The organism is Kaistella solincola (assembly GCF_000812875.1).
GTDB classification, from domain to species: domain Bacteria; phylum Bacteroidota; class Bacteroidia; order Flavobacteriales; family Weeksellaceae; genus Kaistella; species Kaistella solincola.
In genome coordinates this window covers 606,640-632,106 of sequence record NZ_JSYK01000003.1, presented here as the reverse complement: position 1 = coordinate 632,106, position 25,467 = coordinate 606,640, and the positions used below count along the sequence as shown (strand labels likewise).

20 protein-coding genes are annotated in these 25,467 nt (G+C 40.3%); 13 read left to right on the top strand and 7 right to left on the bottom strand.

Features of this window, described 5'->3' with window-relative positions:
- Positions 1-28 precede the first annotated feature (28 nt).
- A complete protein-coding gene (locus OA84_RS06925; protein WP_039344122.1) occupies positions 29-733 on the bottom strand; it encodes a CoA transferase subunit A in 705 nt (234 codons plus the stop codon).
- A 477-nt stretch (positions 734-1,210) separates the two neighbouring features.
- Here OA84_RS06925 and rplS point away from each other — a divergent pair, with 477 nt between their 5' ends.
- Complete coding sequence (gene rplS, locus OA84_RS06920) at positions 1,211-1,564, top strand: 50S ribosomal protein L19 (protein ID WP_039344120.1); 354 nt, start codon at positions 1,211-1,213, stop codon at positions 1,562-1,564.
- A gap of 205 nt (positions 1,565-1,769) precedes the next feature.
- On the opposite strand, the gene OA84_RS06915 is transcribed toward rplS, so the two are convergent.
- A complete protein-coding gene (locus OA84_RS06915) occupies positions 1,770-4,829 on the bottom strand; it encodes a DNA polymerase III subunit alpha (protein WP_039345805.1) in 3,060 nt (1,019 codons plus the stop codon).
- A gap of 116 nt (positions 4,830-4,945) precedes the next feature.
- The gene (gene dinB, locus OA84_RS06910) at positions 4,946-6,094 is read right to left on the bottom strand and encodes a DNA polymerase IV (RefSeq protein ID WP_039344117.1); all 1,149 of its coding nucleotides are present in this window, start codon (positions 6,092-6,094) and stop codon (positions 4,946-4,948) included.
- A 62-nt stretch (positions 6,095-6,156) separates the two neighbouring features.
- Here dinB and OA84_RS06905 point away from each other — a divergent pair, with 62 nt between their 5' ends.
- Positions 6,157-6,930 carry an XRE family transcriptional regulator gene (locus tag OA84_RS06905; RefSeq protein WP_039344115.1) on the top strand — a complete coding sequence of 258 codons (774 nt, stop codon included), beginning with the start codon at positions 6,157-6,159 and terminating at the stop codon, positions 6,928-6,930.
- 359 nt (positions 6,931-7,289) lie between these two features.
- Here the strand turns inward: OA84_RS06905 and OA84_RS06895 are convergent, their stop codons facing one another.
- From OA84_RS06895 to rpsA, 3 genes are all read right to left on the bottom strand, one after another.
- Positions 7,290-7,658, bottom strand: a complete 369-nt coding sequence (locus OA84_RS06895; protein ID WP_156965045.1) for a hypothetical protein — start codon at positions 7,656-7,658, stop codon at positions 7,290-7,292.
- A 121-nt stretch (positions 7,659-7,779) separates the two neighbouring features.
- Positions 7,780-11,058, bottom strand: coding sequence for a reprolysin-like metallopeptidase (locus tag OA84_RS06890; RefSeq protein WP_084060872.1), 3,279 nt, complete (start codon positions 11,056-11,058; stop codon positions 7,780-7,782).
- Between the two features lie 483 nt (positions 11,059-11,541).
- Positions 11,542-13,338, bottom strand: a complete 1,797-nt coding sequence (gene rpsA, locus OA84_RS06885; protein ID WP_039345802.1) for a 30S ribosomal protein S1 — start codon at positions 13,336-13,338, stop codon at positions 11,542-11,544.
- Positions 13,339-13,562: 224 nt separating this feature from the next.
- Between rpsA and OA84_RS06880 the strand changes: the two genes are divergently transcribed.
- The 11 genes from OA84_RS06880 (at position 13,563) to infC (ending at position 23,654) form a co-directional block, all read left to right on the top strand.
- Complete coding sequence (locus OA84_RS06880) at positions 13,563-14,870, top strand: DEAD/DEAH box helicase (protein WP_039344106.1); 1,308 nt, start codon at positions 13,563-13,565, stop codon at positions 14,868-14,870.
- 66 nt (positions 14,871-14,936) lie between these two features.
- Entirely contained in the window at positions 14,937-15,278 is a 342-nt protein-coding gene (locus OA84_RS06875; protein WP_039344104.1) for a MerR family transcriptional regulator, read from the top strand.
- Between the two features lie 83 nt (positions 15,279-15,361).
- Positions 15,362-16,786 (top strand): helix-hairpin-helix domain-containing protein, encoded by a 1,425-nt coding sequence (locus OA84_RS06870; RefSeq protein WP_039344102.1) that lies wholly within the window; start codon positions 15,362-15,364, stop codon positions 16,784-16,786.
- A gap of 127 nt (positions 16,787-16,913) precedes the next feature.
- Complete coding sequence (locus tag OA84_RS06865) at positions 16,914-18,053, top strand: acyl-CoA dehydrogenase family protein (protein WP_039344100.1); 1,140 nt, start codon at positions 16,914-16,916, stop codon at positions 18,051-18,053.
- A gap of 157 nt (positions 18,054-18,210) precedes the next feature.
- Positions 18,211-18,678, top strand: a complete 468-nt coding sequence (locus tag OA84_RS06860) for a pyrophosphohydrolase domain-containing protein (protein WP_039344098.1) — start codon at positions 18,211-18,213, stop codon at positions 18,676-18,678.
- A gap of 17 nt (positions 18,679-18,695) precedes the next feature.
- Entirely contained in the window at positions 18,696-19,256 is a 561-nt protein-coding gene (locus OA84_RS06855) for a TlpA family protein disulfide reductase (protein ID WP_039344095.1), read from the top strand.
- Positions 19,257-19,305: 49 nt separating this feature from the next.
- Positions 19,306-19,872, top strand: coding sequence for a DUF4230 domain-containing protein (locus tag OA84_RS06850; RefSeq protein ID WP_156965066.1), 567 nt, complete (start codon positions 19,306-19,308; stop codon positions 19,870-19,872).
- An 11-nt stretch (positions 19,873-19,883) separates the two neighbouring features.
- Complete coding sequence (locus tag OA84_RS06845; RefSeq protein ID WP_039344091.1) at positions 19,884-20,072, top strand: hypothetical protein; 189 nt, start codon at positions 19,884-19,886, stop codon at positions 20,070-20,072.
- A gap of 294 nt (positions 20,073-20,366) precedes the next feature.
- Positions 20,367-20,888, top strand: a complete 522-nt coding sequence (locus OA84_RS06840) for a hypothetical protein (RefSeq protein ID WP_039344089.1) — start codon at positions 20,367-20,369, stop codon at positions 20,886-20,888.
- Positions 20,889-21,132: 244 nt separating this feature from the next.
- The gene (gene thrS, locus OA84_RS06835) at positions 21,133-23,052 is read left to right on the top strand and encodes a threonine--tRNA ligase (protein WP_039344087.1); all 1,920 of its coding nucleotides are present in this window, start codon (positions 21,133-21,135) and stop codon (positions 23,050-23,052) included.
- 95 nt (positions 23,053-23,147) lie between these two features.
- A complete protein-coding gene (gene infC, locus OA84_RS06830) occupies positions 23,148-23,654 on the top strand; it encodes a translation initiation factor IF-3 (protein ID WP_039344085.1) in 507 nt (168 codons plus the stop codon).
- Between the two features lie 152 nt (positions 23,655-23,806).
- Here infC and OA84_RS06825 read toward each other — a convergent pair whose 3' ends face one another.
- On the bottom strand, positions 23,807-25,435 hold the full coding sequence (locus OA84_RS06825; protein ID WP_039344084.1) for an amidase: 1,629 nt from the start codon (positions 25,433-25,435) through the stop codon (positions 23,807-23,809).
- Between the last annotated feature and the right edge of the window lie 32 nt (positions 25,436-25,467).

Sequence of the window (25,467 nt, the reverse complement as noted above, 5' to 3'; positions counted from 1 at the left end):
AGGCAAAAAGCCCGTTATTTTTATTGATTTAATTATCTCTTTTTCTAACCGTGCGTTGCTCAATTCTTTTTTCGAATTTTTCGCCCTGGAAAATTCTTTGGACCATTATTCCCGGAATGTGGATTTCATTCGGGTCAAGTTCGCCCGGTTCTACCAGTTCTTCCACTTCGGCAATGGTGATTTTGCCCGCGCCAGCCATGGGTGCGTTGAAGTTGCGCGCAGTGCCTTTGAAAATCAGGTTTCCGGCATAATCGCCCTTCCAGGCTTTTACGATGGAAAAATCGGCTTTGAAAGCGTGTTCTAGAATATGCATTTTACCATCGAAATCTTTGGTTTCTTTACCTTCCGCGACTTCGGTACCGTAACCTGCTGGTGTATAAAAAGCCGGAATCCCAGCCTGTGCCGCGCGGCATTTTTCGGCTAAAGTTCCCTGCGGCGTGAGTTCAACCTCCAATTCGCCGGAAAGCATTTGGCGCTCAAACTCCGCGTTTTCGCCGACATAAGAAGCAATCATTTTCTTGATCTGTTTTTTCTGTAACAGCAATCCGAGTCCGAAATCGTCCACACCCGCGTTATTGGAAATGCACGTAAGGTCGGTAACCTGGCTGTTTGCCAAGGCATTAATGGAATTTTCAGGGATACCGCAAAGGCCAAAGCCACCCACGATTACCGTCATACCATCATTAATTCCGGCAATGGCTTCCTGCACGTTTTTTACTCTTTTATCGATCATGAGAAAGTATGAAAATTTGTGGTAGAAATTTACGCTTTTTTTTGGAATTTCCCCAGACCTGCTGCAGAAATGCGGAAATTTACCGCGGCGCTGCCCGCGTGAGGGATGGCAGCGGCATCCTTTTTTGCCGGGTAAAACCCGGAAAAAAGATATAGCGTACAGCCCGGCCCGAACGAGGAATGGAGCGCGAGCGCAGCGAGCGCGTAATGACCGAGTAAGGGACACGCTGTAAACAGTGATAGTTGAGAGAATAAAGGATAAAGGATGGCGGATGACGGATGACGGATGAATTAAAAAGTAGGAAGTGCAGAGAATGGAAAAAATGGCAAAATAACCGGGAATTTTTCTGCTGTAGATTTTTTTGCTAAAGTGTTGGCAGAAAGTAATATTTATAGTATTTTTGCAGCCTGTTAACCAACCTCTGACGAAGGGCGTGAACGTTGCTTAGCTTGACAAAACAAATTTTTTACAAGAAAAATGGATTTATTACAGTACGTGCAAGACAAGTACATTGCAAAAAAAGAATTCCCAAAATTCAAAGCCGGTGACACCATCACGGTGTACTACGAGATTAAAGAGGGCGCTAAAACAAGAACTCAGTTCTTTAAAGGTGTAGTGCTACAAATCAGAGGAACTGGAGCTACCAAAACTTTTACCATCCGAAAAATGAGTGGTGATGTAGGTGTACAAAGAGTTTTCCCAATGAATTTGCCCGCTTTGCAAAAAATTGAAATTGACAGAAGAGGTAAAGTTAGAAGAGCAAGAATCTACTACTTTAAAAACCTTAGAGGTAAAAAAGCGAGAATTAAAGACGCTTCTTACAAAAAGTAATTTCGGTTACAATACAAAAACCCATCAATTCATTTTGATGGGTTTTTTCGTGCTTAAAAGGGAATTCTTTTGGTTTTTAATGTGAGTTATTATTTGAAAAAAAATCCCGCAAAAACAGCCAAATTTTTTCATTTTTACAAAGGCGCCACGTCAAAGTTTATTAAAAAAAATGCCGTTAAAATGGCCAATTTTTTAATTTTCTAGATTATTTCAAAACCATTTTATTTCGTGGCAAACCAATTTCATGTTCCTGCGGGTAAGGTTTTCTCCACGTCATACTTACATCTTCGTTGATTTTTTTGTGCACTTCATAGCTTTTTTCCTTGTCTTCTGCATACCGCGGATCCGGGATAAAGGGCATCTTTGCCATTTTGAAAACCGTAATCGTGGGAAAATGAAAATCCACTTCCACCTGGCCCAATAACAAATAGCAGCCGCCACCCTGAAAAGGATATTTCTGTAAATTATCTGGGAAATGTGCCGTATCGAAAAAGTTTCCTTCAACATCAATCCAGGTTCCGAAAAACATCGTTCCTTTCTTGGTGGGAACGTGTTTGCGCGAAATCAGGTAGGCCAGCATTTTCACCTGTTTTTTATGAAATTTCACTAAATCTGTCGCCATTATTTTTCCCCGGAATTTGGTCTGTAACAGATCGAACGGGCTACAGGAAACGGCAAATCCCAAAATTTCTATTTCATCAAAAGCATCTTCAAACTTATTGCGGTTTAGTTGCGGAAGTTGATATTCCGGCACGGGCGTCTCAAAAAAAGCGGGCAGGCGATATTCCGGCTGGAAGTGGATCATCAACAATCTGCCTTCAATCAGCAACTCATTTTTTGGTTTTCCGGTAAAGCGGAAAGCACCCACAAAAATCAACGTCTGCAAAGTTTCAATTCCCACCGGAACGCGTTTGATAAAATTTTCCAGCGACGTAAAATCACCATTTTTCGCCCTTTCTTCCGGGATAAAATCCGTAATGCGGCTTTCCAGCTTTTCAATGTGCATAAAACCTAAAAAAACATCGTCACCAAAAACCGTGGTTTCAAATAAACTTCGGTTCACGCACGGATTATGAATTTTTCCGCCGCCCATTCTACATTCATGCACATACACTTCGGTACGGTAAAAACCGCCACCGTTATTGATGGCGGAAACCATAAATTCAATCGGATAATTCACCTTTAAATATAAACTTTGGTAGCTTTCCACCGCATAGGACGCGGAATGTGCTTTGCAGAAAGAATAACCTGCAAATGACTCTATCTGGCGGTAAACTTCCTGCGACAATTGCTCCGGATGACCTTTTTGGGCGCAGGATTCAAAAAAATTATCTCTTACTTGCTGCAGTTTTTTCAACGAGCGGCTTTTGCCACTCATGGCTCGCCGCAAAACATCACCGTCATTGGCAGATACGCCACCGAAATGCAGTGCAATCTTAATCACATCTTCCTGATAAACCATAATCCCATACGTTTCACCGAGCTGTTCTTCAAAAACCTCATGAAAATATTCGAATTTCGTGGGATTGTTGTGCCGGAAAATATATTCTTTCATCATGCCGCTTTTCGCCACGCCGGGACGAATAATGGACGAAGCCGCTACCAAAGTGATATAGTCCTGACATTTCAAACGGCGTAATAATCCGCGCATCGCAGGACTTTCAATATAAAAACAGCCGATGGTTTTCCCGATGCTTAAAAAATCATTACAGCTTTTATCATTTTTAAAAAGATGCGTGTTGTGAATATCAATAGTGATTCCTCTGTTTTTGTGCACGAGTTTCAGCGTATCATTTATGGTTCCAAGACCGCGCTGAGATAGAATATCAAATTTTTCAAAACCGATATCTTCCGCCACATTCATATCAAACTGCACAATCGGAAAACCTTTTGGGGGCATTTCCAAAGCACTGTAATTGGTAATAGGTTCTTCAGAAATAATTATTCCGCAGGAATGCATGCTGCGCTGGTTTGGAAATTTTTCGAGCAAAACGCCGTATTTTTGTATAAGTTTCACCACTTTATTATCGTCGTGCATCTCCATAGGATTTTTTGCCAAAACATCCAGTTCTTCTTTCGGCAAACCAAAAGCTTTCCCCACTTCCCGAAAGATAGAACGGTATTTAAATTCGACATTGGTACCACAAAAAGCCACATGCTCCCTTCCGTATCGATCTAAAATATATTGTATAATCTCGTCCCGCTCGCGCCAACTCCAGTCAATATCAAAATCCGGCGGATTATTCCGGTGTTTATTCAGAAATCTCTCAAAATAAAGATTAAGCTCAATGGGGCAAATTTCTGTAATTCCCAGACAATAACTGATGATGCTATTGGCGCCACTGCCGCGCCCAACATGCAAAAAACCACGGCTCATACTGTATTTAACAATATCTAAAGTAATGAGGAAATAACCCGAAAAACTCATTTCGCTGACGACTTGCAATTCTTTTTCCATACGGTCCAGAACGATTTGTGATTTTTCCGGATATCGTTTTTTCAGGCCTTTATAAGCCAATTTTCTTAAAAGCACATCATCCGATTTTTTATCCGTGGTAAAGCAAATTTTGTTTTTCGGTGTTTTAAAATCAAAATTAAAGACGCAGACATCTAAAATATTCCGGGTGTTCTGAATGATTTTCGGATATCTTTTAAACTTTTCCAAAAGCGTGGAAACCGGTTCAAAAACTTCATTCCGGGAACAACAATCGTTTTTAGCAAGTTTAGAAATCAAGGTATTTTGGTCAATCGCTCGTAGAATCCGGTGCAGATTGAACTCCTTTTTTGTCTTGAAAGTTATTGGGTGCAAAATGACTATTTTTTCTGAAAATTTTTTCAATTCCGGCCGGATTAAAAAATTCAGTTCTTCTGCCCGAACGCCGATAAATTCATTTTCATTGAGTGTTTCTGGGAAATTGCTTAAAGTATAAATCACAAAAACCTGGTCAAAATGCGGCGAAAATTCGGGCAATTCCGCTCCTTCGCAATTGTGGTTGGTAAGCAAACGGTTGATTTCAGCAATCCCGGTTTCATCTTTCGCGATGGTAATATAAAGCAAACGTTTTTCTTTCCGAATTTCTACACCTACAATAGGTTTAATGCCGGCTTTTTCGCATTCTTTTTTAAAATCATAGATCGCGGTGACCGTGTTGATGTCAGTTAAAACCAATTCTTTCACGCCGGCTTCGGCGGCTTGCTTCACAAGTTCTTCAACGGAAAGCGTGCCGTAACGTAAACTATGATAAGTGTGGGAATTGAGAAACACGGTTTTAGATTTTAGAGGTTGGTGTGGAACCAAGATTCAAGAACTAACATGATGAACAAATTTTCGGGGCTTTTTCAGGTTTTTTGAAATCCTTTGATGAAAAAAATGGTGTTCTTTTAAGACATTAGTTTAAATCCCGAGGCACGGCCTAGTGCATTTTCGCCAAAACGGTTTTTCATGCGGTCCATGGCCTGATAGAGATTCATCAACTCTTCGCTGTCTTCAAATAAATTCATCTGATAGGTCCCGTGCACCAGATTGGTAAAACGCAAACCGATGAGGCGCAGGCGCATTCTGCGTTTATACAATTTATCAAATAAATCCAGCGCAACCCTTGCTAAAGTATGATCAATAGAGGTATAAGAAATCTTACACTGTTTGGTTTCTGTATCGAAATTGGCGTAGCGGATCTTCAAAACCACCGTAGAAGTCAGCCATTTCTCCTGGCGAAGTTGGTATGCTAAAGCTTCTGCCATTCCCGAAATTATTCTTTTCACCTCGAAAATATCCATCGTATCATTGGTAAAAGTATGTTCACTGGATACAGATTTTCTTTCGGAATACGGAACCACGGGCGTCAGATCAATTCCGTTGGCTTTTTTCCAGAGCTCGCTGCCGTTTTTACCCATCATTTGCTGCAAAACCAGCACGGGCATTTCTGCTAAAGTTTGAATAGTACGAATTCCCACGCGAGAAAGCAGCTGAAAAGTAGCGTCGCCAACCATAGGAATTTTCCTTACAGAAAGCGGATTGAGAAAAGAATGTACATTGTGGGCGGGAATTTCAAACCTGCCAAGCGGTTTGGCTTCGCCGGTACCGATTTTAGAAACGGTTTTATTGGTAGACAAAGCAAAACTGATGGGCAAGCCGGTATTTTTGGTTATGGCTTCGGCAATTTCCTGCGTCCATTGGTAACAGCCGAAAAACCGGTCCATGCCTGAAAGATCCAAATAAAATTCATCAATACTGGCTTTTTCTAAAACCGGAACTTTTTCCTGAATGATTTCGGTGACCTCGCGGGAGAATTTGGAGTAACGTTCATAGTCACCACGGATGATTTTCGCGTCAGGGCATAACTTCATTGCCATCTTGATGGGCATGGCAGAACGTACGCCGAAATAACGTGCTTCATAGGAACACGAAGCCACCACGCCACGCTCGCCACCACCGATGATTACAGGAATTCCTTGAAGTTTAGATTCCTGTAACCTTTCGCAGGAGACAAAAAAAGTGTCTAAGTCCATATGTACAATCGCTCTTTCCATGGGTTCAAAATTAGTATAATTTATATCTAATTTATGTATATTTGTTGCTATAATTTATAGCAATGTCAATTTTATCAGAAAATATGCGGTATTTGAGAGGTCAGCAGAAATATTCGCAACAGAAGATCGCGGATGCCCTTCTTATCACGCGCGGGCGCTACGCTAAATATGAAGATGGCGGTACAGAACCACCCATAGAAATCCTGATACGCGTGTCGAAATATTACGGCGTAAGCATTGATTTAATGGTGGGCACAGATTTGCGGAAGTACCCTTTAGAAAAAATGATGAAATTGCCAGACAACCGGATTATCCTGCCGATTACCGTAGACGAAAAAGGTGAAAATAAGATAGAAATTATCTCAGAAAAAGCCAAAATGGGCTATTTGCAAGGATACAGCGACCCGGAATATATTGAGAAACTTCAGACCATTTCCCTGCCTTTTCTGCGCAATGGAAAATTCCGCGCTTTTCCGGCAAGCGGAGATTCCATGCCGCCTTTTAAGGACGGAACTTTCATCGTGGGGAAATATGTAGAAAACATCAATGATCTTAAAAACAACAAAACTTATATTTTCATTACCCGAAATGAAGGAGTGGTTTATAAAAGATTGGACAAAAAAACCGGAAAAAATATTATGGTAAGTTCGGATAATGATTTTTATGAACCGTACGAAATCAAGCTTTCACAAATCCTAGAAATCTGGGAGTATGCATGCAGCATCAATACCGAAGAACCCGACCAAAGTCCGTTGGATATGATTGGAATTAAAGAAATTCTGTTATCGATGAAAAAAGAAATTACCGCCTTAAAGCCCTTAAAAATTCCTAAATAGCAATGGTGAAAAATTTCTAAATCATTTTAGCAAAACTCCACCCCAAAGTTTATTTCAAAAAATTACCTGCTATTTGCACCTTTTTTTTGAAAATACTTTTGTTGATACTGATTAATTTGGGCAGCTTTGAACTACGTTCGTAAATTTTGATAAAAGCCTTTGCTTTTAGCTCATTTATGCCTGCACTCCCGTTTTTTTGTGCGCTATACTGCGCAAAAACAACTCGTTCAAGTCTGGCTGCAATATCACGCCGCAAAAATATCCCGAAAAAACAGCCAAAATTTTCATTTAACAAGGCGCCACGTCAAGGTTCATTAAAAAAAATGCCGTTAAAATGGCCAATTTTTCATTTTTTTAAATTATTTCAAAGCGTCATTTTCCTGATTTTTAACCGGTTTTGGTAAATAAAGCTGGTATTTGTTTTTAGCGTTTTTCACCTTTTCGATGTAGAAATTTTCAGCGTTATATCTGATCATCCCGCTCATCGATTTCGGTTTTACGGTTAAAGTGAGGATTTTCTGTCCGTCCGCAGAAGCACCGCGAAAGGTATAAAATCCCGGAACTCTTTTTTCGCCAAGATTGTATTCCATCAGCTTAAACTCTTCGTCGCCAGCCGGCGTCGGTAAAGTTATTTTGATGTCTTTTATTTGCTCTACTTTTGCCGCTTTTTTCTCAATTTCCCTGAACAGATTTTCACCGGAAAAAGGAAATTCCTTGACAATCTGCATATCTTCAGTTTTTTGCGCGGTTGCGCAGGATGTTAAAAAAAGCAGGAAAAAATTGATAAAAAGTATTTTCATTTCAGTTCATAAACAAAAAAAGAGCCACATGCTGTGGCTCTGGGTTAGACTATTCTTTAATTATTTTCTGCATTTTCACCGTTTCGTTTTTATGCAGGATTTTCACCACGTATACGCCGCGCTGCAGCCTCGCCACAGAAATACTCTCGGACGAAAGAACCTGCGCATTTACAAGTCTGCCAGCCATGTCGTAAATCTCGATTCTGTCCGCCGGTTTGGATGTTTTAATGTACAAAACATCTTTTACCGGATTCGGGTACAGTACAAAATCTTCAGCCTGATCAGGATCTACGGTTCCCATGTTCGCGAGCGTAAGTTTTACAGTATCCGAAGTTACGGTACAGGTCGCGTTGGAAACCACAACGTAATAAGAACCTTCATCTGTTTTCTGAACGCTGTTGATGGTTAATGTACTGGTGGTTTGGTTTGCAAGCGCAACGCCGTCTTTATACCATTGGTAAGTTGCAGGTCCGCTTGCGATTACAGTGAACGTCTGTTTGGAACCGATATTTCCGGTAACCGAAACGGGTTGTTGTGTAATTGCCGGCGCGGTACAGCTTAAGACTAATGTTCTACTGTTATCACTGGTTAAGGCGCAATTCATCAAGACCTCATCTTTGGTTTTTCCGACAAAGGTTTTCGGATCTTCGGTTTTCAGGTAAGACAGACCATAAATGGTATACGTTCCACCTACTAGTGTTCTGAAATCTGCTGTTGGGCTTTGCGCGACAATTTTGTTATTTGCATCCACCGCGATGAAAGTGTACGCGTTGCTTGTGGTCGCAAAATCGGTAACTTCATAGAAAGAACCGTCGCCGCTGAAAGACAGATTGTAAGTTGCTGCCGGATCACCACTTGAAAAATTATTAAAAGTGATGTAGTAATCTACACCTTCATTCAGCGTAACAGTTAAGGTGTTGAATGCGCTGTAGGTATTCGGCGTGGCTGTTTCATAAGCGTTTGAAGCCACAAAACTTGCCAATGCTTCTGCGCTGGTTCGAATAGCAGAAGTTGGATCAGCAGTGTAAATCGACATAATCAGGAAACTGCCACTGTTTGTAATAGTGTACTGACCGGTTTTTGTAACGCGGATTCTTTTCAAAACAGAATTTGCGCTTCCAAGATATTTAGGTGTGGTCATGGTTTCGTCGGTATATGTCACCAATCTTGTACGCAACACCGTGGTTGTGGAAACATTTATCGCCGAAGCTGCAAAATATCCCAGATTTCCCACCGTCGGCGCGGTCATATTTAAGTTTGCCAAGGTATTTCCGGTGGTGGTATTGATCGCGGTTGTTGGGCTGATCAGTGTAGACTGGGCGCTACAGGCCGCATTGGTAACCGTAAAATTAGCTGCTGAAACATCGAAAAATTCGGCACCGCCACCTAATAGTGCGGTAACTTTAATTCTTGCTTTATCGGTTCCCGGGACGTTTGGAATTGTTACGGATTCCGCACCGTCATTTGCCGTATTCTGTTTCAACATATAAGGAAAAGTGTAGCCACCATCAACCGACAGTAAAATATTTACCTGGTCTTTGATGGTTTGCGTGTTGTTAACGTCCCACGTTACGTTGGTCGCGCTATTCGCAGCAGTGGTTGAAGCAGTGCCTTGCGAAGTTACTTTCAGCGGACCTGAAGCATCTACACGGACAACCATTTCATCTGAATCCACACCGCCGCCACCGATTTGGTTATCACGAACGGTAAAGCGGAATTTCATATTTCGCGCTACTTGCGGTAAAGCTTCTGCATCGGTATCCGGCGCGATATTATTGTTATTGATGATATACGTAATTTTAGGAAAAGTCCGTTCGGTGTTTTCCAAAGTCTGTTCACTACGAAAAAGTGGCGCAGTTGTACTGTTTACCGCCGTGTATCCACCTACGCCCACAACATTATAACCAAAAGCACCTTTGTCCGAAGCAGTTGCTACGTCAGCCTGTTCCCACGTATAACTTAAAACGTTTCCGTCTTTATCGCTGGCTGCACCTTTTAGTTTAAACGGTGTATTTTTCGGAATTACAATATCCACTCCAGCATTGGCAGTTGGTGGTGTATTTCCGGTTGGTGTAGTGGTGAAACAGGTAGCTCTGTTTGCTAAAGAATAGAGGATTTGGTCTAAACTTTTAGCATTGAAATAATTAAGCTGGTTTTTGCCGGAATTGGTTTGGTCTACCGGTACTTTACAGTTGCTCGCGTAGCTCATAATGGTGGTTCCGGAGCCCGGCTCTACAGCGGAAGTACTGTCCCAACCGTTTGTACAGAAAGTTTCTGAACCTACAGTTCCACCCACGGCATTATATGTATGCCAGGCTGAAAACTGGTGCCCCATTTCGTGAATAATGAGGTTGGCAGTAGCACCGCGCGGCATAGAAACCGTCCATTGGCTCCAGGCGCGCGCGCTGGACCCGGGAGTACAAGGATTCGGACCGGCCTGCCCCTGCGCAGTTCTTTCGGAACTCTCCATAATATTGAAAGTGTGCCCAATATCGTATTTTGAGTACGGCAAAGTTGCGTTGTTGTTCATCGTGGTAAAACCTGCCTGCGAATTGTTGGCGCTCGCAAAAGTAGAACTCACGGTAAACGGATCGGTAGTAGGATTCGGGAAGATTAAGGTTTTGTTTAAAGTTTCCGCAATCGCCACAAAACTAACTGATAGTTCTGTTTCGTAAACAAGATTGATAAGATTCAGCATATTCAACGCTTCGGCTAAAGCATTATCTTGACTTCCGAATTTCTGGGTGAATTCTCCGGTTGTCGCAATCGCCATGCGGAATTTCCTTAAAGTATTTCCGTACGGAAAATATGGCGCAGAAGCTAATTTTAAAACACTTGCCTGCTTTTTAATTTCCTCAAACTCGCTTTTCAGCTCCAAACTTTGATCGATGCCGCAGCTCACTTTTCCGCCGAGGTCATCAAACATATTGTACAACCGGTATTCGTTGGCTTGGGTTTCGTACGGCTCCAGCATAAAATATCCGTCGGCAGATTTTATAATCGCGTTGATTTTGTCGCCGAAAAAGGAAAGTTTTAATGTGGTTTTTCCGTCTTTTGAAATTCCGTCAAAAGTTTTGATGGAAAGGCTGGTGTTTTTCGTAAGGTCGTTTTGGGTAAGTGTAAAAGTTTCCAAACGACCGTCTTTCAGCGGCAATTTGATGGTAAGATCAGATTTGCCTTTAGCTGAATTTGCGCTTTTAACTTGCGCAGAAAACTCTGTGGTGTTGAGTGGAAATACTTTCCCCGGCATTGCATTTTCCGGCACTTTTTGGCCGAAGAGCAACAGTACAAAACATATTAATAATGTTGAGAGTAATTTTTTTGTCATAATTGTTGGATTTCGCTTTCAAAATTAGTGAATAATTTGGTTCGGCGGAGGTTTGTTGTGTTTTTTTTAAGGGAATGTCTTTACATTTACGACTTGTTGTTGAAATGAGATTTTTGATGGTTTTAGCGGGGAATTTTTGCTTGGATAAAATTTTTAACCACGAAAGATTATCAAAGGAGCGGAATTTTTTTTGGATGTAAAAGTTTATTAGAGGTGTTTGGGTAAAAATGAAAAAAATGATGGTTTTAGCGGCGAATTTTTTCTTTGGAGAAAATGTTTTAACCACAAAAGATTAATCAAAAATGCGGAATTTTTTGGAGGTAAAAGTTCGTTAAAGGTATTTGGGTAAAAATGAAAAAAATGGTTGTTTTAGCGGCAAATTTTTCAGTTTTAAATTCAAGATTCCAAGCTTTTAAAAGTAAAGACAATAAAAAAACGCCTCATAAAAATGAGGCGCTCTTTATATATAGAATTTGCAAAGGATTATTTACCTTCCATTTTCTTTTTCAATTCTGCCAATACGTCTAGATCTCCTAATGTGGATTTTTCTTCGTTGTTTGAAGATCCTGTAGATTTGTTTGCATTGTTGGAAGTGTTTTCTCTTACGTTTTTCTTCTCTTCGTCTCTGAAGATGCCTGTATGAGATACTACTACTCTTTTGAATTCTTTGTTGAACTCGATTACTTTGAACTCTGCGCTGTCGCCTTTTTTGATTTTAGAGCCATCTTCTTTCTCTAATAATCTTGACGGACAGAAAGCTTCAACTTCTGCATCCTCGAACTGAACCTGAGCTCCTTTGTCGAATACTTCTGTTGCTGTCCCTGCGTGTACAGTTCCTTCAGCATATTTGGTTTCAAATTTATCCCAAGGATTTTCCTGTAATTGTTTGTGACCTAAAGAAAGTCTTCTTGCTGCTGTATCCAACTCAAGAACTACTACCTTTAATTTATCGCCAACTGCACAGAATTCTGATGGATGCTTGATTTTTTTAGTCCAGGAAAGATCTGAGATGTAGATCAAACCATCAATACCTTCTTCCAATTCTACGAATACACCGAAGTTTGTAAAGTTTCTTACAATTCCTGTGTGCTCTGAACCTACCGGATATTTAGTTTCGATGTTAGACCATGGGTCCTGGCTTAACTGCTTCATACCCAAAGAGATTTTACGGTCTTCTCTGTCTAAAGTTAAAACCTCAGCTTCTACCTCGTCTCCTACTTTTACGAAATCACCTGCACTTCTTAAGTGAGTTGACCAAGACATTTCTGAAACGTGAATTAAACCTTCAACACCTGGCGCAACTTCTACAAACGCACCGTAATCAGCAAGTACTACTACTTTACCTTTTACTCTGTCGCCAATTTTCATGTCAGCAGAAAGTGCATCCCAAGGATGAGCTTCCAACTGTTTCATACCTAATTGGATTCTTGTTTTCTCATCATCGAAATCAAGGATAACAACTTTTACAACTTGCCCGTCCTCTAAGATTTCTGATGGATGGTTTACACGGCTCCAAGAAAGATCGGTAATGTGAATTAAACCATCAACACCACCAAGATCTACGAATACACCGTAAGAAGTGATGTTCTTAACAGTACCTTCCAATACCTGACCTTTTTCTAACTGTGCGATGATTTCTTTTTTCTGACCTTCGATATCTGCTTCGATCAATGCTTTGTGCGATACTACAACGTTTTTAAATTCTGGGTTGATTTTCACAACTTTAAATTCCATTGTTTTACCAACGAACTGATCGTAATCTTTAATTGGTTTCACATCAATTTGTGAACCTGGTAAGAATGCTTCGATGCCTAAAACATCTACGATCATACCACCTTTGGTTCTTGATTTTACAAAACCGTTAACGATTTCACCAGTTTCGTGAAGTTCATTTACTCTATCCCAAGCTTTAAGCGTTCTTGCTTTTTTGTGAGATAACTGTAACTGACCTGATTTGTCTTCTCTTCTGTCAACCATTACTTCAACCTCATCACCTACTGCAAGACCTTGGTTGTAACGGAATTCGTTTAAAGAAATAACTCCTTCAGACTTAAAGTTGATGTCAACAATCGCTTCTTTGTCGGTAAGTCTTACAACTCTACCAATAAGTACGTCGTTGTCCTGTAGATTGCTCAGAGATCCGTTGTAGATTTCTTCCAAATCACTTTTTTCCTGTCTGGATTCAGCATCAAGACCTGATTCAAATGAATCCCAGTCAAACTGTTCCGGAGCTACGTTTTGGTTCATTAGAACCTCTTCTTTTGTTGTCGTTTCTGACATAATAAAAAAATTTGTATCCTGTAATTTCAATCAATGGCTTAATGTGGGATATTGAAAAATACAGAAGATGTTAGTTGTTAATGTTTTAACTTCGCCAAGGACTTCCACAAAAAGTGGTGCAAAATTACGACAAATATTAATAATTTGCCTTATTTACCGGTAAAATTCTTCACCAATTTTAATTAAAAAACACTTTTAGCAAAGCTTTCTCTTAACTTTGCAAAATGGACTTACAGAAAATTTACGAAAACCTGCAGATTCAGGACATGAATCAAATGCAAAAAACCACCTATAAAGCCGCAGAAAAAGGCAAAGATATTATTTTGCTCTCGCCCACTGGCTCCGGAAAAACTTTGGCTTTTTTGCTTCCTGTCCTTCGGAATTTGAATAAGAACAGATCGGAAATTCAGGCGATGATTTTAGTTCCGTCTCGCGAACTTGCGTTACAGATCGAACAGGTTTTTAAAAGCATTGGCAGCGATTTTAAAGTTACCGTGTGTTACGGCGGCCACGATAAAAAGATTGAGATGAACAATCTCGTCGAAGCACCCGCGGTTTTAATCGGCACGCCCGGAAGAATAGCCTATCATTTAAAAAATGAAAATTTTGATCCTTCGAGCATCGAAAATTTGGTGCTTGATGAATTTGATAAGGCTTTGGAATTCGGTTTTCATGATGATATGAGTTACATCATCGAAGCGATGCCGAATCTTTCCCAAAGAATTTTGACTTCCGCAACCGCGATGGCAGAAATTCCAAAGTTCACCGGAATTGAAAACGCGGAAAAAATAGATTTTCTGAAAGTTCAGGAATCAAAACCGGATTTTCAGCTTCGGAAAGTGATGACGACATCGGAGGAAAAGCTCGACACATTATTTCATCTGCTCTGTAAAATTGGCAACAAAAGAACCTTAATTTTCTGTAATCACCGCGATGCTGTCGATCGGATTTCTGCTTTATTAAAGGAGAAAGGAATTTCGCGCGAAACCTTTCACGGCGGCATGGAACAGGACGAACGCGAGCGCGCGCTGCTGAAATTTAAAAATGATTCTTCGCGAATTTTAATCACCACCGATTTGGCGTCGCGCGGCCTCGACATTCCGGAAGTGGAATCGATTGTACATTACCAGTTACCACCGAAAGAAGATGCTTTTATTCACCGAAACGGACGGACCGCGCGAATGAACGCGAAAGGTTTCGTCTATTTAATAATGACCGAAGACGAAAATTTTCCTTTCATTAAAAAGACCGTTGCCGAAGAAAAACTTACGCAAGACTACAAACTGCCCGCGCGAACGCCGTTTTTAACGCTTTACATCAGCGCAGGAAAAAAAGACAAAGTAAACAAAGTGGATATTGTAGGTTTTCTGATTAAAAAAGGTGGTTTGGAAAAAGACGATATCGGTTTAATCGAAGTAAAAGACACAACTTCTTACGTTGCGGTGAACCGCCAAAAAATGGTGGCTCTTTTAAAAACTTTAGAAAATCAAAGGCTGAAAAACAAAAAACTGAAAATTGAAATCGCCTATTAATTGCTGATTTTCAGCACAGTTTTTCCGCGTTATTTTATGTAAATTTGCTCAGTTACCTCCTAAAAAATGAAACTCAATTTACCAGATAAACTCTACTATTCCATTGGCGAAGTTGCAAAAGCTTTTGATGTCAACGCTTCTCTGATCCGCTACTGGGAGCAGGAATTTCCCATCATTAAACCCAAAAAAAACAAGAAAGGAAACCGATATTTTACGCCCGAAGACATTAAAAATCTGCAGATTATTTATCATTTGGTGAAAGAAAAAGGTTACACGCTGGATGGCGCGCGCATTGCGCTGGCGACGAATTCGAAGATCTCGGAAACGGTTTCGATGATTGACAGGCTGAATTTTGTAAAAGCAGAATTAATAAAACTCAAAGACTCTCTCGCGGACAAACCCGAATAATTGGGTGTTTTCACCGGTAAAAATTAAGTGAATCTCGCAGTATGGCAATTCATTTAACATAATATTTTTACCAAAAATACCCAATGAGATTACAAATACAATTTTCTTCCGCGAAAAACTATATTCTTGGTTTCGCGACTTCCGGCGTTTTTCTGGTCGCCGGTTTATTTTATTTCAACAACACGCAGGCTACAGAAAATGCGCCAGACACATTTTCTGAAATCAGAAGCGACACGAAATCTTCGCTTTCGGACTTTAATCCAAATGAATTAAGCGCGGCAGAATGGCAGCAGCTGGGTTTTTCGGAAAAGCAAGTGCAAACCATTTTAAAATATAAGTCGGTTTTAGGCGGAAATTTTCATTCTAAAGCAGAACTTCAGAAATGCTATGTGATTTCGGAGGAAAAATTTTCGGAACTTGAACCGTATATTTTATTGCCCGAAGAAGTTTCCGGAAACAAAAAATCTGCGAGTTTTGTAAGCAATTACAATAGCGACCGTCCAAATTTTGCTTATTCCGGCAATTCATTTTCCACCAAAAAAACGCTCAAAATACCCGGAAAATTTAATCCCGACCACTACTCTTCTGCTGATTTTGTGAATTTAGGATTTTCGGAAAAGCAGGCAACTTCCATTTTAAAATATAAAAATTATCTCGGCGGAAGTTTTCACAGCAAAGAAAAATTTGGTGAATGTTTTGTAATCAGCGCGGAAAATTTTCAAAAACTCGCGCCATATCTGCTTTTACCGGAAAAATCATCGGCGGAAGCTGCAACATCAAAAAATTTCATTTCTAAAGATTTTAAAGCAGAAAAAAAGGATATCAGTTATGAACCTTTCGACCCGAATATCACCGATCTGGTCGGTTGGAAAAATCTTGGTTTTTCGGAAAAACAAGCGCAGGTTATTATAAATTACCGCGACCGGAATCTGAAAGGCAGTTTTAAAAATTTAGAAGACATCGCGCGCTGTTTTGTGATTTCACCTGAAAAATTTGAAGCTTTGAAACCGTTTATCGTTTTAAATCCGGAAAATATAAAAGAGAGAAAATTTGCCTCAAACACCACCGAAAATTCTGCAAACCGCACGGAAAACAATTTACAAAAATTTGCCACAAATCCAACCGATTTCAGCAAAACAGATTTAAACCAAATTACCTTTAACCAGCTTATAGAATTTGGTTTTGATGAAAGAAGCGCCGCAAGCTTTTTAGGTTTCAGAAAAAAATTGGGCGGTTTTATGGCAAAAAATCAGATTTTGGAAACTTATAATATTGATAAAAATTTAGCACAGAAACTGGTGGAAATAGCACCTTTAAACACAGAAAATGTAGAACGGTTTTCGCTCCTCGACGCGCCGGAAGAATGGCTGAAAAGTCATCCGTACTTCAGATATTACGCCGATAAAATTGTTTATTACCGCATTTCATCAAAAGATGAAAAGAAAATATTTAAAAGCCTGAACCTAAAAGCTGACGTTGAAAAAAAGATGAGGCTTTATCTGAAATAACTTTTACTTTAAAAATTTAAAAGCAAAAAATTAGGTGTTTTAGCGCCGAAAAAATAAACTGGTCGCAGCTGTAGAAATATTTTAATGCTTTGTTCATTTTATTTATCTTTGGGAGCAAATATAATTTATGAATAGCGAGATAACTCACAACCTTGATATGATTGCAGAAACCGCGCGGGATTTTGCAGAAAAAAACATCCGTCCGAATATTATGGATTGGGATGAAAGCCAGACTTTTCCGGTAGACTTATTCCATCAGCTCGGCGATATGGGCTTTATGGGAATCGTAATACCTGAAGAATACGGCGGTTCTGGTTTAGGTTATCACGAATATGTAACGATTTTGGACGAAATTTCGCAGGTTGACCCATCAATCGGTTTGTCGGTTGCGGCGCACAATTCATTGTGTACAAACCATATTTATGAGTTTGGAAACGAAGAGCAAAGACACCGATGGTTGCCACAATTAGCGTCCGGAAAAGTAATCGGCGCGTGGGGACTTACAGAACACAACACTGGTTCGGATTCCGGCGGAATGAGCACAACTGCTGTTAAAGACGGCAACGACTGGATTATCAACGGTGCGAAAAACTTTATCACACACGCGATTTCCGGCGATATTGCCGTGGTAATGACAAGAACAGGCGAAAAAGGCGCAAAAAATAATTCCACCGCTTTTGTTTTAGAAAAAGGAATGGCCGGATTTACTTCCGGAAAAAAAGAAAATAAATTAGGAATGCGCGCGTCGGAAACCGCCGAGCTTATTTTTGATAATGTTCGCGTTCCGGATGCAAACCGTTTGGGCGAAGTAGGTTCCGGATTCAAACAAGCGATGAAAATTCTGGACGGTGGTAGAATTTCTATTGCGGCGTTAAGTTTAGGAACTGCAAGAGGTGCTTACAAAGCGGCTTTAAAATATTCGTTGGAAAGACATCAGTTCGGGAAAGCGATTAACCAGTTCCAGGCGATCAACTTCATGCTTGCAGATATGGCAACTGAAATCGATGCGGCGGAACTTTTGATCCGAAGAGCTTCTGACCTTAAAAACGCTAAAAAGCCGATGACGAAAGAAGGCGCAATGGCAAAACTGTACGCTTCTGAAGCTTGTGTAAGAATCGCAAACAACGCGGTACAGATTTTCGGTGGCTACGGTTACACCAAAGATTTCCCGGCAGAAAAATATTACAGAGATTCCAAATTATGTACAATTGGTGAAGGAACTTCCGAAATCCAAAGACTGGTTATCGGCCGCGAGATTTCAAAATAAGGAAAATGAAAAACTGAAAAAAACATCGATTTATCGGTGTTTTTTTTGTTTTATAAAATCAGTAAAATGAAAAAAAAGGCTGAAATAGCAGCTAAAAAATTATTGTTCACCTCTCACATTATCGACTTCGTTGTTTATATTTGTTTAAAATTATTGAATGGAAAAAATAGATTCACTGAACCAGGTTGCTGAATTTCACCGGACTTTTAACGCACCGATTTTAGATGCACCACAAATCCCAAGCCCGGAAAGATGCGAACTAAGAATTTCATTGTTGCAGGAAGAATTAAACGAGCTGAAGGAAGCAATTGCCGAAAATAATTTAGTGGAAATTGCAGATGCGTTGTGTGATTTGCAGTATGTACTAAGCGGCGCGGTTTTGGAATTCGGTTTGGGCGAAAAATTTGTTCCGTTATTTAACGAAGTTCACCGTTCGAATATTTCGAAAGCTTGTAATACTGAAAGTGAAGCGGAAGAAACCATTCAGTTTTACAAAGAAAAAGGCGAGACGGCGTACGCGCAAATTTCCGGTGAAAAAATTAATGTTCACCGCAGCGCAGATCACAAAGTTTTGAAAAACAAATATTATTCGCCGGCAGATTTACAATCGGTTTTAGAAAATTAAAATAAGAGAAATTTTATATGAAAAAATTTACCAAAATTATATTTACAGCGGCTACTTGCATCCTGACCTTTCAGTCCTGCGATTCGCAAAAAGTGGTAATCAATCGTGAAGTAGAAACCACAAATGACGGTAAAATGCTTTTAGGACACCAGTCAAAAGACCAATTGTTGAAAGAACCTTACAGCCAGTGGTATAATTTCGAGCACGATGAATACCAGCTCGACCAAAAAACCGTCGCTGAGCTTAAAAAAGAAAAACTGAATTCTTACAATATGGTTTTGGTCATGGGAACCTGGTGTGGCGACAGTCACCGTGAAGTTCCGCGCTTTTTCAAAATTTTGGAAGCCACAGGTTTTCCGGATTCAAAACTGACGATGATCGCCGTGAACCGAAAATATGAATCACCAAGCGGTGAAGAAGGTCCTTACAACATCCAGCGCGTACCAACGATCATCGTAACAAAATACGGCAAAGAAATTGGCAGAATTATTGAACGACCAAGCACCGGCTACCTTGAAAGAGATTTACTGCAAATCATCAAAAAAGACAACACCTCAATAACCGACATTTTAAAATAAATTGAGAAAAAACCAACCACTTTTCTTCTTTCTGGGCGGCGGGGCGCTGATGCTACTCCTATTTTTGGTGTGGAATACCATGACCAAAAAAGTGGAAGACAAAGTGCAGAATGATTATTACATCATCACGAACCAAATTCGGAAAATGAACAAAATGGTCGTTATGGAGCAGGATTTTTCCAGTATGCAGAAAACCAAAATCACTTCACAGATTTTGGGCAGCTCCATTTTCCCGGCGGCGGAAAAAGAGCTCATCACTTTTACCAAAACCAACGCGCAGGTTTCTTATGATCTGAACAAAATGAAGGTAAAAGTAGATTCGGTCAACAAAAAACTAATAATTGAAGAATTGCCAACTGCTGAAATCCGCATCATTCCAAGCGTGGAAATTCAGTCCATGGACGATTCATTTTTTGACCGTTTTACCGACAAAGATTTTCAAAAAGTGACAAAATCCGCAAAAGAAAACGCCTACAAAACCGTAAATAAAAACCGTTTGCGAGCGGAAGGCCGAAAACAACTTTTGGAAAATCTGGAGCAAATTTTTGTTTTGGCAAAGGCTTTGAACTACACCATCGAAGACCAAACCGGTCAACTTGATCTCAGCAAAACCTAAAAAACAAAACAATGCACCACGACGAAACCAAAAAAACAATTGAATCCGATGTTAAAAAGCAAAATCAGGATTTTCCGAACATTCCCGCATCTTCCGAAAAAGTAAAATCTGAAGAAACAGTGAAAAAAGAAGTCAAAGAAGGTTCAAAATTAAATCCGGACGGAAAAACCGACAATACTGAAAAAAATCGCGAAAAGTAATTTTCGCTTTTTTTGTGCTTTTAACAGCCAAAAATTTAGTTTTAAAAAAAGCCGTTAAAGCAGCTAATTTTTTCATTTTAAAATTTTAAACATTCCTCAATTCAAAAAAAAACGGCGCTAAAACGCCCCAAATTTCGATTTTTTGAAAACGAAAAAAAATGCCCGTAAAGCAGCTAAAAAATATTTCTGCAGTTGTTAAAAACTTCTAAAGTTTCCGCTAATTGAGCGCCTTGTCACGATTTTTGATGCACGTTAGTAACCAAATCACAAATTTTTAACGCAAAAATCAAAATTATGTCATACACCGTTGTGGGAATGTTCCCGACCAATGAAGATGCCGACCAGGCGGCAAACAAACTCAATAATTCCGGTTTCACCCAGGATGATTACAAGGTTTCGCGCTACTCTACCACCGGCGACCACGATAATCCTTCCGCCACTTACAATTTTACCGAGGACAAAAATACTTCGGGTTTTTGGGACTGGCTTTTCGGTGACGACGATGATGAAAGACAAAAATACAGCTACGCCGGCACCAAAAGCAATATCGTTACCGTGTACGCGGATGACATGGACAAAGCCGAAAGAGCGCGCGACATTATGAACGAAAATGGCGCGATTGACGTAAATGAATTTACCAAAGACCGCTATCAGGATGAAGCGCGGACTTCCAGCGCAGATTTAAGCGAAAGAGAACGCGCCAGAATCATCAGCAAAGCAAAAAATAATCTCTACTTCATCGATGAAAACCGTACGTACACCAAAACCTATGACGGCATGGAAAACGACATGGATTCTCAAGGAAACGAAAATTAAAAACGAAAAACCATTAAAAAGGCCTCAAAATTTTGAGGTCTTTTTTTTAGGAGCAACACGATTTTGCATTCTTTCACCATTTCAACCCGCTTATACTACTCGCTTCCCGATGAATCGGGAGAGCTCAGACACGCCGTTCAATCGGGGCTAGAAGTTTATTTTCCGCTTCTTCGAAAAGCTGTGCGATTACCAAAAATAATCCCGAAAATTTCGTATTTTTGCTGCTAAATTTTTCCCTAAAAAAATGATAAAAATCACTCTTCCGGACGGAAGCATCAAAGAATTTGACAGCGCGGTAACGCCGCTGGACGTCGCAAAATCAATAAGTGAAGGTTTGGCCAGAAATACCATTTCCGCAATTGTAGACGGAACGCAGGTAGAAATCACCACGCCGATAACCACAGATTCTGCGATTCAACTTCTTACCTGGAATGATGATTTGGGAAAAAAAGCCTTTTGGCATTCTTCCGCACACCTTTTGGCGCAGGCGATTACGGAGTTTTATCCGAACGCGAAACTTACCATCGGACCGGCAATTGCACAAGGTTTTTATTACGATGTAGATTTCGGCGACGAAACTTTGTCGGAAAAAGACTTTGAGAAAATCGAGAAAAAAATGCTCGAAAATGCCAAGAAAAATTCAACTTTCAGTTTATATCGGGTTTCAAAAGCTGATGCTTTAAAAGAATATGCCGACAATCCGTACAAAACTGAATTGATCAGCAATCTGAACGACGGAGAAATTACTTTTGTAACTCACGATAACTTCACCGATTTATGCCGAGGCGGCCATATTCCGGCGACCGGAATTGTAAAAGCTGCAAAAATACTGAACGCTGCCGGCGCTTATTGGCGCGGCGACGAAAAAAACAAACAGCTCACCAGAGTTTACGGAATCACTTTCCCGAAACAAAAAGATTTAACAGAGTTTCTTGAAAGATTAGAAGAAGCAAAACGTCGAGATCACAGAAAACTAGGCAAAGAGCTCGGAATTTTTGCGTTTTCTGAAAAGGTTGGCGCAGGTTTACCACTTTGGTTACCAAAAGGAACTGCGTTAAGAAAAAAACTGGAAGAATTTCTTTCTGCAGCGCAGAAAAAATCCGGTTACGAATTTGTGATGACACCACACATCGGTGCGAAAGAATTATATGTGACTTCAGGTCACTGGGACAAATATGGCGCAGACAGTTTTCAGCCAATCAAAACACCAAATGAAGGTGAAGAATTTATGCTGAAACCGATGAACTGCCCGCACCACTGCGAGATTTATAAAGTCGGACAGTGGTCTTATAAAGATTTACCCAAGCGTTTTGCGGAATTTGGAACGGTTTACCGCTACGAACAGTCCGGCGAACTTCACGGTTTGACAAGAGTTCGCGGTTTTACGCAAGATGATGCACATATTTTCTGTACGCCAGACCAGTTGCTGGCGGAATTTGAAAATGTTATCGATTTAACGCTTTATGTATTTAAATCATTAGGTTTTGAAGATTTTGTAACGCAGGTTTCCTTACGCGATCCGGAAAATAAAGAAAAATACATCGGCACCGACGAAAACTGGAAAAAAGCAGAAGACGCCATTATTCAGGCCGCGCAGAAAAAAGGTTTGAACTACGTGATCGAAACCGGAGAAGCCGCTTTCTACGGACCGAAACTCGACTTTATGGTGAAAGATGCGCTAGGCAGAAAGTGGCAGCTTGGAACCATTCAGGTGGATTACAATTTACCGGAAAGATTTGATTTGTGGTACAACGGCAGCGATAACGAAAAACACAGACCGGTGATGATTCACAGAGCTCCATTCGGTTCTATGGAACGCTTCATCGCAATCCTTTTGGAGAACACTGCGGGTGATTTCCCATTATGGTTGGCACCGGACCAATTCACTATTTTACCGATCAGCGAAAAATATGTGGATTATGCAAAAAAAGTTTCACAATTGCTGGAAAATCACGATATTTGTGGCTTGATTGACGAACGCAATGAAAAAACCGGCAAAAAAATCCGGGATGCAGAAATTAACAAACTGCCTTTCATGCTTATCGTTGGTGAAAATGAAGAACTGAACGGCACAGTTTCTGTTAGAAGACGTGGCGAAGGCGACCTGGGCGCTATGAGCGTTGAGGACTTCATTAATTACTTCAAAAAAGAAGCAAAAATTTAGAAAAATTTACAGGAAATTAACCAATTAAAATAGACACCATAGCACAAAAATTTCATTACAGAGGTAGAGGTCCACAGAGACGTGTTCAAGAAGATTTGCACCAGATTAATCAAAAAATCCGTGCAAGAGAAGTACGTTTGGTAGGTGATAATGTGGAACCCGGCGTTTATCCGCTAGAAAAAGCTCTAGAAATAGCAAAAGATCAGGACTTGGATTTGGTGGTTATTTCAGATAAAGCAGAACCTTTTATCTCCAGAATCCTGGATTATAAAAAGTTCCTGTACGAGCAGAAAAAAAAGCAGAAAGAGCTTAAAGCCAAGCAGGTAAAAGTTGTCGTAAAAGAAATTCGGTTTGGTCCTCAGACAGATGAGCACGATTACGAATTCAAAAAGAAACACGCCGAAAAATTCTTAGAAGAAGGTTCAAAGCTGAAAACCTATGTTTTCTTTAAAGGACGTTCCATTATATTTAAAGATCAGGGCGAGATTTTGCTTTTAAAATTAGCGCAGGAATTGGAACACGTTGGAAAAGTTGATCAGCTGCCGAAACTAGAAGGCAAAAGAATGATTATGATGATGAGTCCGAAGAAACCGGCAAAATAGATTTAATTGCTGATTCATTGATGTGATGACATGCTGATGGGAATGCAACGTGAAACTAAAATATAAAAAAAAGAGGCTTTTAGCCTCCTTTTTTTTGAATTTATAGCAAGACATTTTCGCTCCTGCACCTCGCATCCATTAATAACTAATAATTAATAATTAAGCAAAAAAGCTTTTTTGAATTCCGGTTTTACACGGTGTTTCGTCGCCTGTTCAAAAGCGTAGGCCATCGCGATAATTTCACCTTCGCGGTAAGCGCCGCTGAAAAAGGATAAACCAACTGGCAAATCATACACTTTACCACATGGCACGGAAATGTGTGGATAACCGCTCATTGCAGCCGGTGCGGTGAGCGAAACTTCACCCCATTTATCGCCGTAAATCACATCGATGCTGCAGGCAGGTCCCATTGTTAAACCGGCGAAAGCGTCGAGGTTATATTTCTTCATTGCAGTGTCAATAATTTTTTTCGCACCTTCGTGGCTGTTTTTTACCGCTTTTAGATAGACCGGATCTTTCAAATCTTTTTTAGCTTCACTTTGTTCCAGCAATTCCTGTTTAAAAGTCGGCATCGCGGTGTCTTCATTTTCTTTATTGAATTTAATGACATCGGCCAGACTTTTCATTTTAGCGTTCGCGGTCGAAAGATATTGATTCACACCGTCTTTAAACTCATATTTCAAAACTTCAAATTCATCATTTCCGAGTTTATTGATGCTGTCGACATATTCGAGCTCCACAATCGTTGCGCCCTGATTTTTCAGAACTTCCATTGCTTTTTGCTGTAATTCATTCAAAAACTGATTGGTAATTTTTTTCTTTTCAACGCCAATTCTTTTTCCTTTCAGACCGTCTTTGGTCAAAAATTTCGTGTAGGCGGTATTTTTACCTCGGCTTTCTTTAGTCACCGCATCAGCGTCGTCAACACCTGCTAAAACTTCGAGAAGAATTGCGGCATCGGTAACGGTGCGTGTCATCGGACCTGCGGTATCCTGAGTTTTAGAAATGGGAATAATCCCGGAGCGGCTGACCAAACCAACCGTAGGTTTTATGCCTACTCCACCATTAATCGAAGCCGGACAGGTGATGGAACCATCGGTTTCTGTGCCGACCGCAATTGCACACAGATTGGCAGCAACTGCAGAACCCGAACCTGCGCTTGAGCCGCACGGCGAGTGATCTAAAATATAAGGATTTTTGGTTTGCTCGCCCCTGCTGCTCCAACCAGAAGACGAATTCGTGGAGCGAAAATTTGCCCATTCGCTTAAATTGGTTTTCGCAATAATTACAGCGCCGGCATTTCGGAGCTGCGTTACAATAAAAGCATCTTTCTTGGCATAATTTCCAAGCATGGCAAGCGCGCCAGCCGTTGTCATCATTTTGTCTGCCGTATCAATATTGTCTTTGATGACAACCGGAATTCCGTGCAGCGGACCGCGTATTTTACCTTCTATTCTTTCTTTATCCATCGCTTTTGCAATGTTTAAAGCGTCCGGATTTATTTCTATAATTGAATTTAGTATCGGGCCGTTTTTATCAATTGCTTCAATGCGGTTCAGGTAAAGTTGGGTAATGTGCGCCGAAGTGTACGTTCCTTTCGCCATTTTTTCCTGAAGTTCAGCAATGGATATTTCATCCAGTTCAAAATTATCGTTAGATTCATCCATGATTTTTTCCGGGCTAGAACTGGCTTTTTTTTCGGTAAAGGAGTTTGTGGCAAATATCGTGGTGACACCAAGCGCGGCCAAAGCTGAGTTTTTTAAAAAATCGCTTCTTTTCATGGGTTTTTTTGAATTTAAAATTTCAGATAATT

Bases quoted from the DNA above. Each gene is read 5' to 3' on its own strand.
- OA84_RS06925 (WP_039344122.1), bottom strand. From the start codon at position 733: ATGATCGATAAAAGAGTAAAAAACGTGCAGGAAGCCATTGCCGGAATT.
- rplS (WP_039344120.1), top strand. From the start codon at position 1,211: ATGGATTTATTACAGTACGTGCAAGACAAGTACATTGCAAAAAAAGAA.
- dinB (WP_039344117.1), bottom strand. From the start codon at position 6,094: ATGGAAAGAGCGATTGTACATATGGACTTAGACACTTTTTTTGTCTCC.
- OA84_RS06905 (WP_039344115.1), top strand. From the start codon at position 6,157: ATGTCAATTTTATCAGAAAATATGCGGTATTTGAGAGGTCAGCAGAAA.
- OA84_RS06895 (WP_156965045.1), bottom strand. From the start codon at position 7,658: ATGCAGATTGTCAAGGAATTTCCTTTTTCCGGTGAAAATCTGTTCAGG.
- OA84_RS06890 (WP_084060872.1), bottom strand. From the start codon at position 11,058: ATGACAAAAAAATTACTCTCAACATTATTAATATGTTTTGTACTGTTG.
- rpsA (WP_039345802.1), bottom strand. From the start codon at position 13,338: ATGTCAGAAACGACAACAAAAGAAGAGGTTCTAATGAACCAAAACGTA.
- OA84_RS06880 (WP_039344106.1), top strand. From the start codon at position 13,563: ATGGACTTACAGAAAATTTACGAAAACCTGCAGATTCAGGACATGAAT.
- OA84_RS06875 (WP_039344104.1), top strand. From the start codon at position 14,937: ATGAAACTCAATTTACCAGATAAACTCTACTATTCCATTGGCGAAGTT.
- OA84_RS06870 (WP_039344102.1), top strand. From the start codon at position 15,362: ATGAGATTACAAATACAATTTTCTTCCGCGAAAAACTATATTCTTGGT.
- OA84_RS06865 (WP_039344100.1), top strand. From the start codon at position 16,914: ATGAATAGCGAGATAACTCACAACCTTGATATGATTGCAGAAACCGCG.
- OA84_RS06860 (WP_039344098.1), top strand. From the start codon at position 18,211: ATGGAAAAAATAGATTCACTGAACCAGGTTGCTGAATTTCACCGGACT.
- OA84_RS06855 (WP_039344095.1), top strand. From the start codon at position 18,696: ATGAAAAAATTTACCAAAATTATATTTACAGCGGCTACTTGCATCCTG.
- OA84_RS06850 (WP_156965066.1), top strand. From the start codon at position 19,306: ATGCTACTCCTATTTTTGGTGTGGAATACCATGACCAAAAAAGTGGAA.
- OA84_RS06845 (WP_039344091.1), top strand. From the start codon at position 19,884: ATGCACCACGACGAAACCAAAAAAACAATTGAATCCGATGTTAAAAAG.
- OA84_RS06840 (WP_039344089.1), top strand. From the start codon at position 20,367: ATGTCATACACCGTTGTGGGAATGTTCCCGACCAATGAAGATGCCGAC.
- thrS (WP_039344087.1), top strand. From the start codon at position 21,133: ATGATAAAAATCACTCTTCCGGACGGAAGCATCAAAGAATTTGACAGC.
- OA84_RS06825 (WP_039344084.1), bottom strand. From the start codon at position 25,435: ATGAAAAGAAGCGATTTTTTAAAAAACTCAGCTTTGGCCGCGCTTGGT.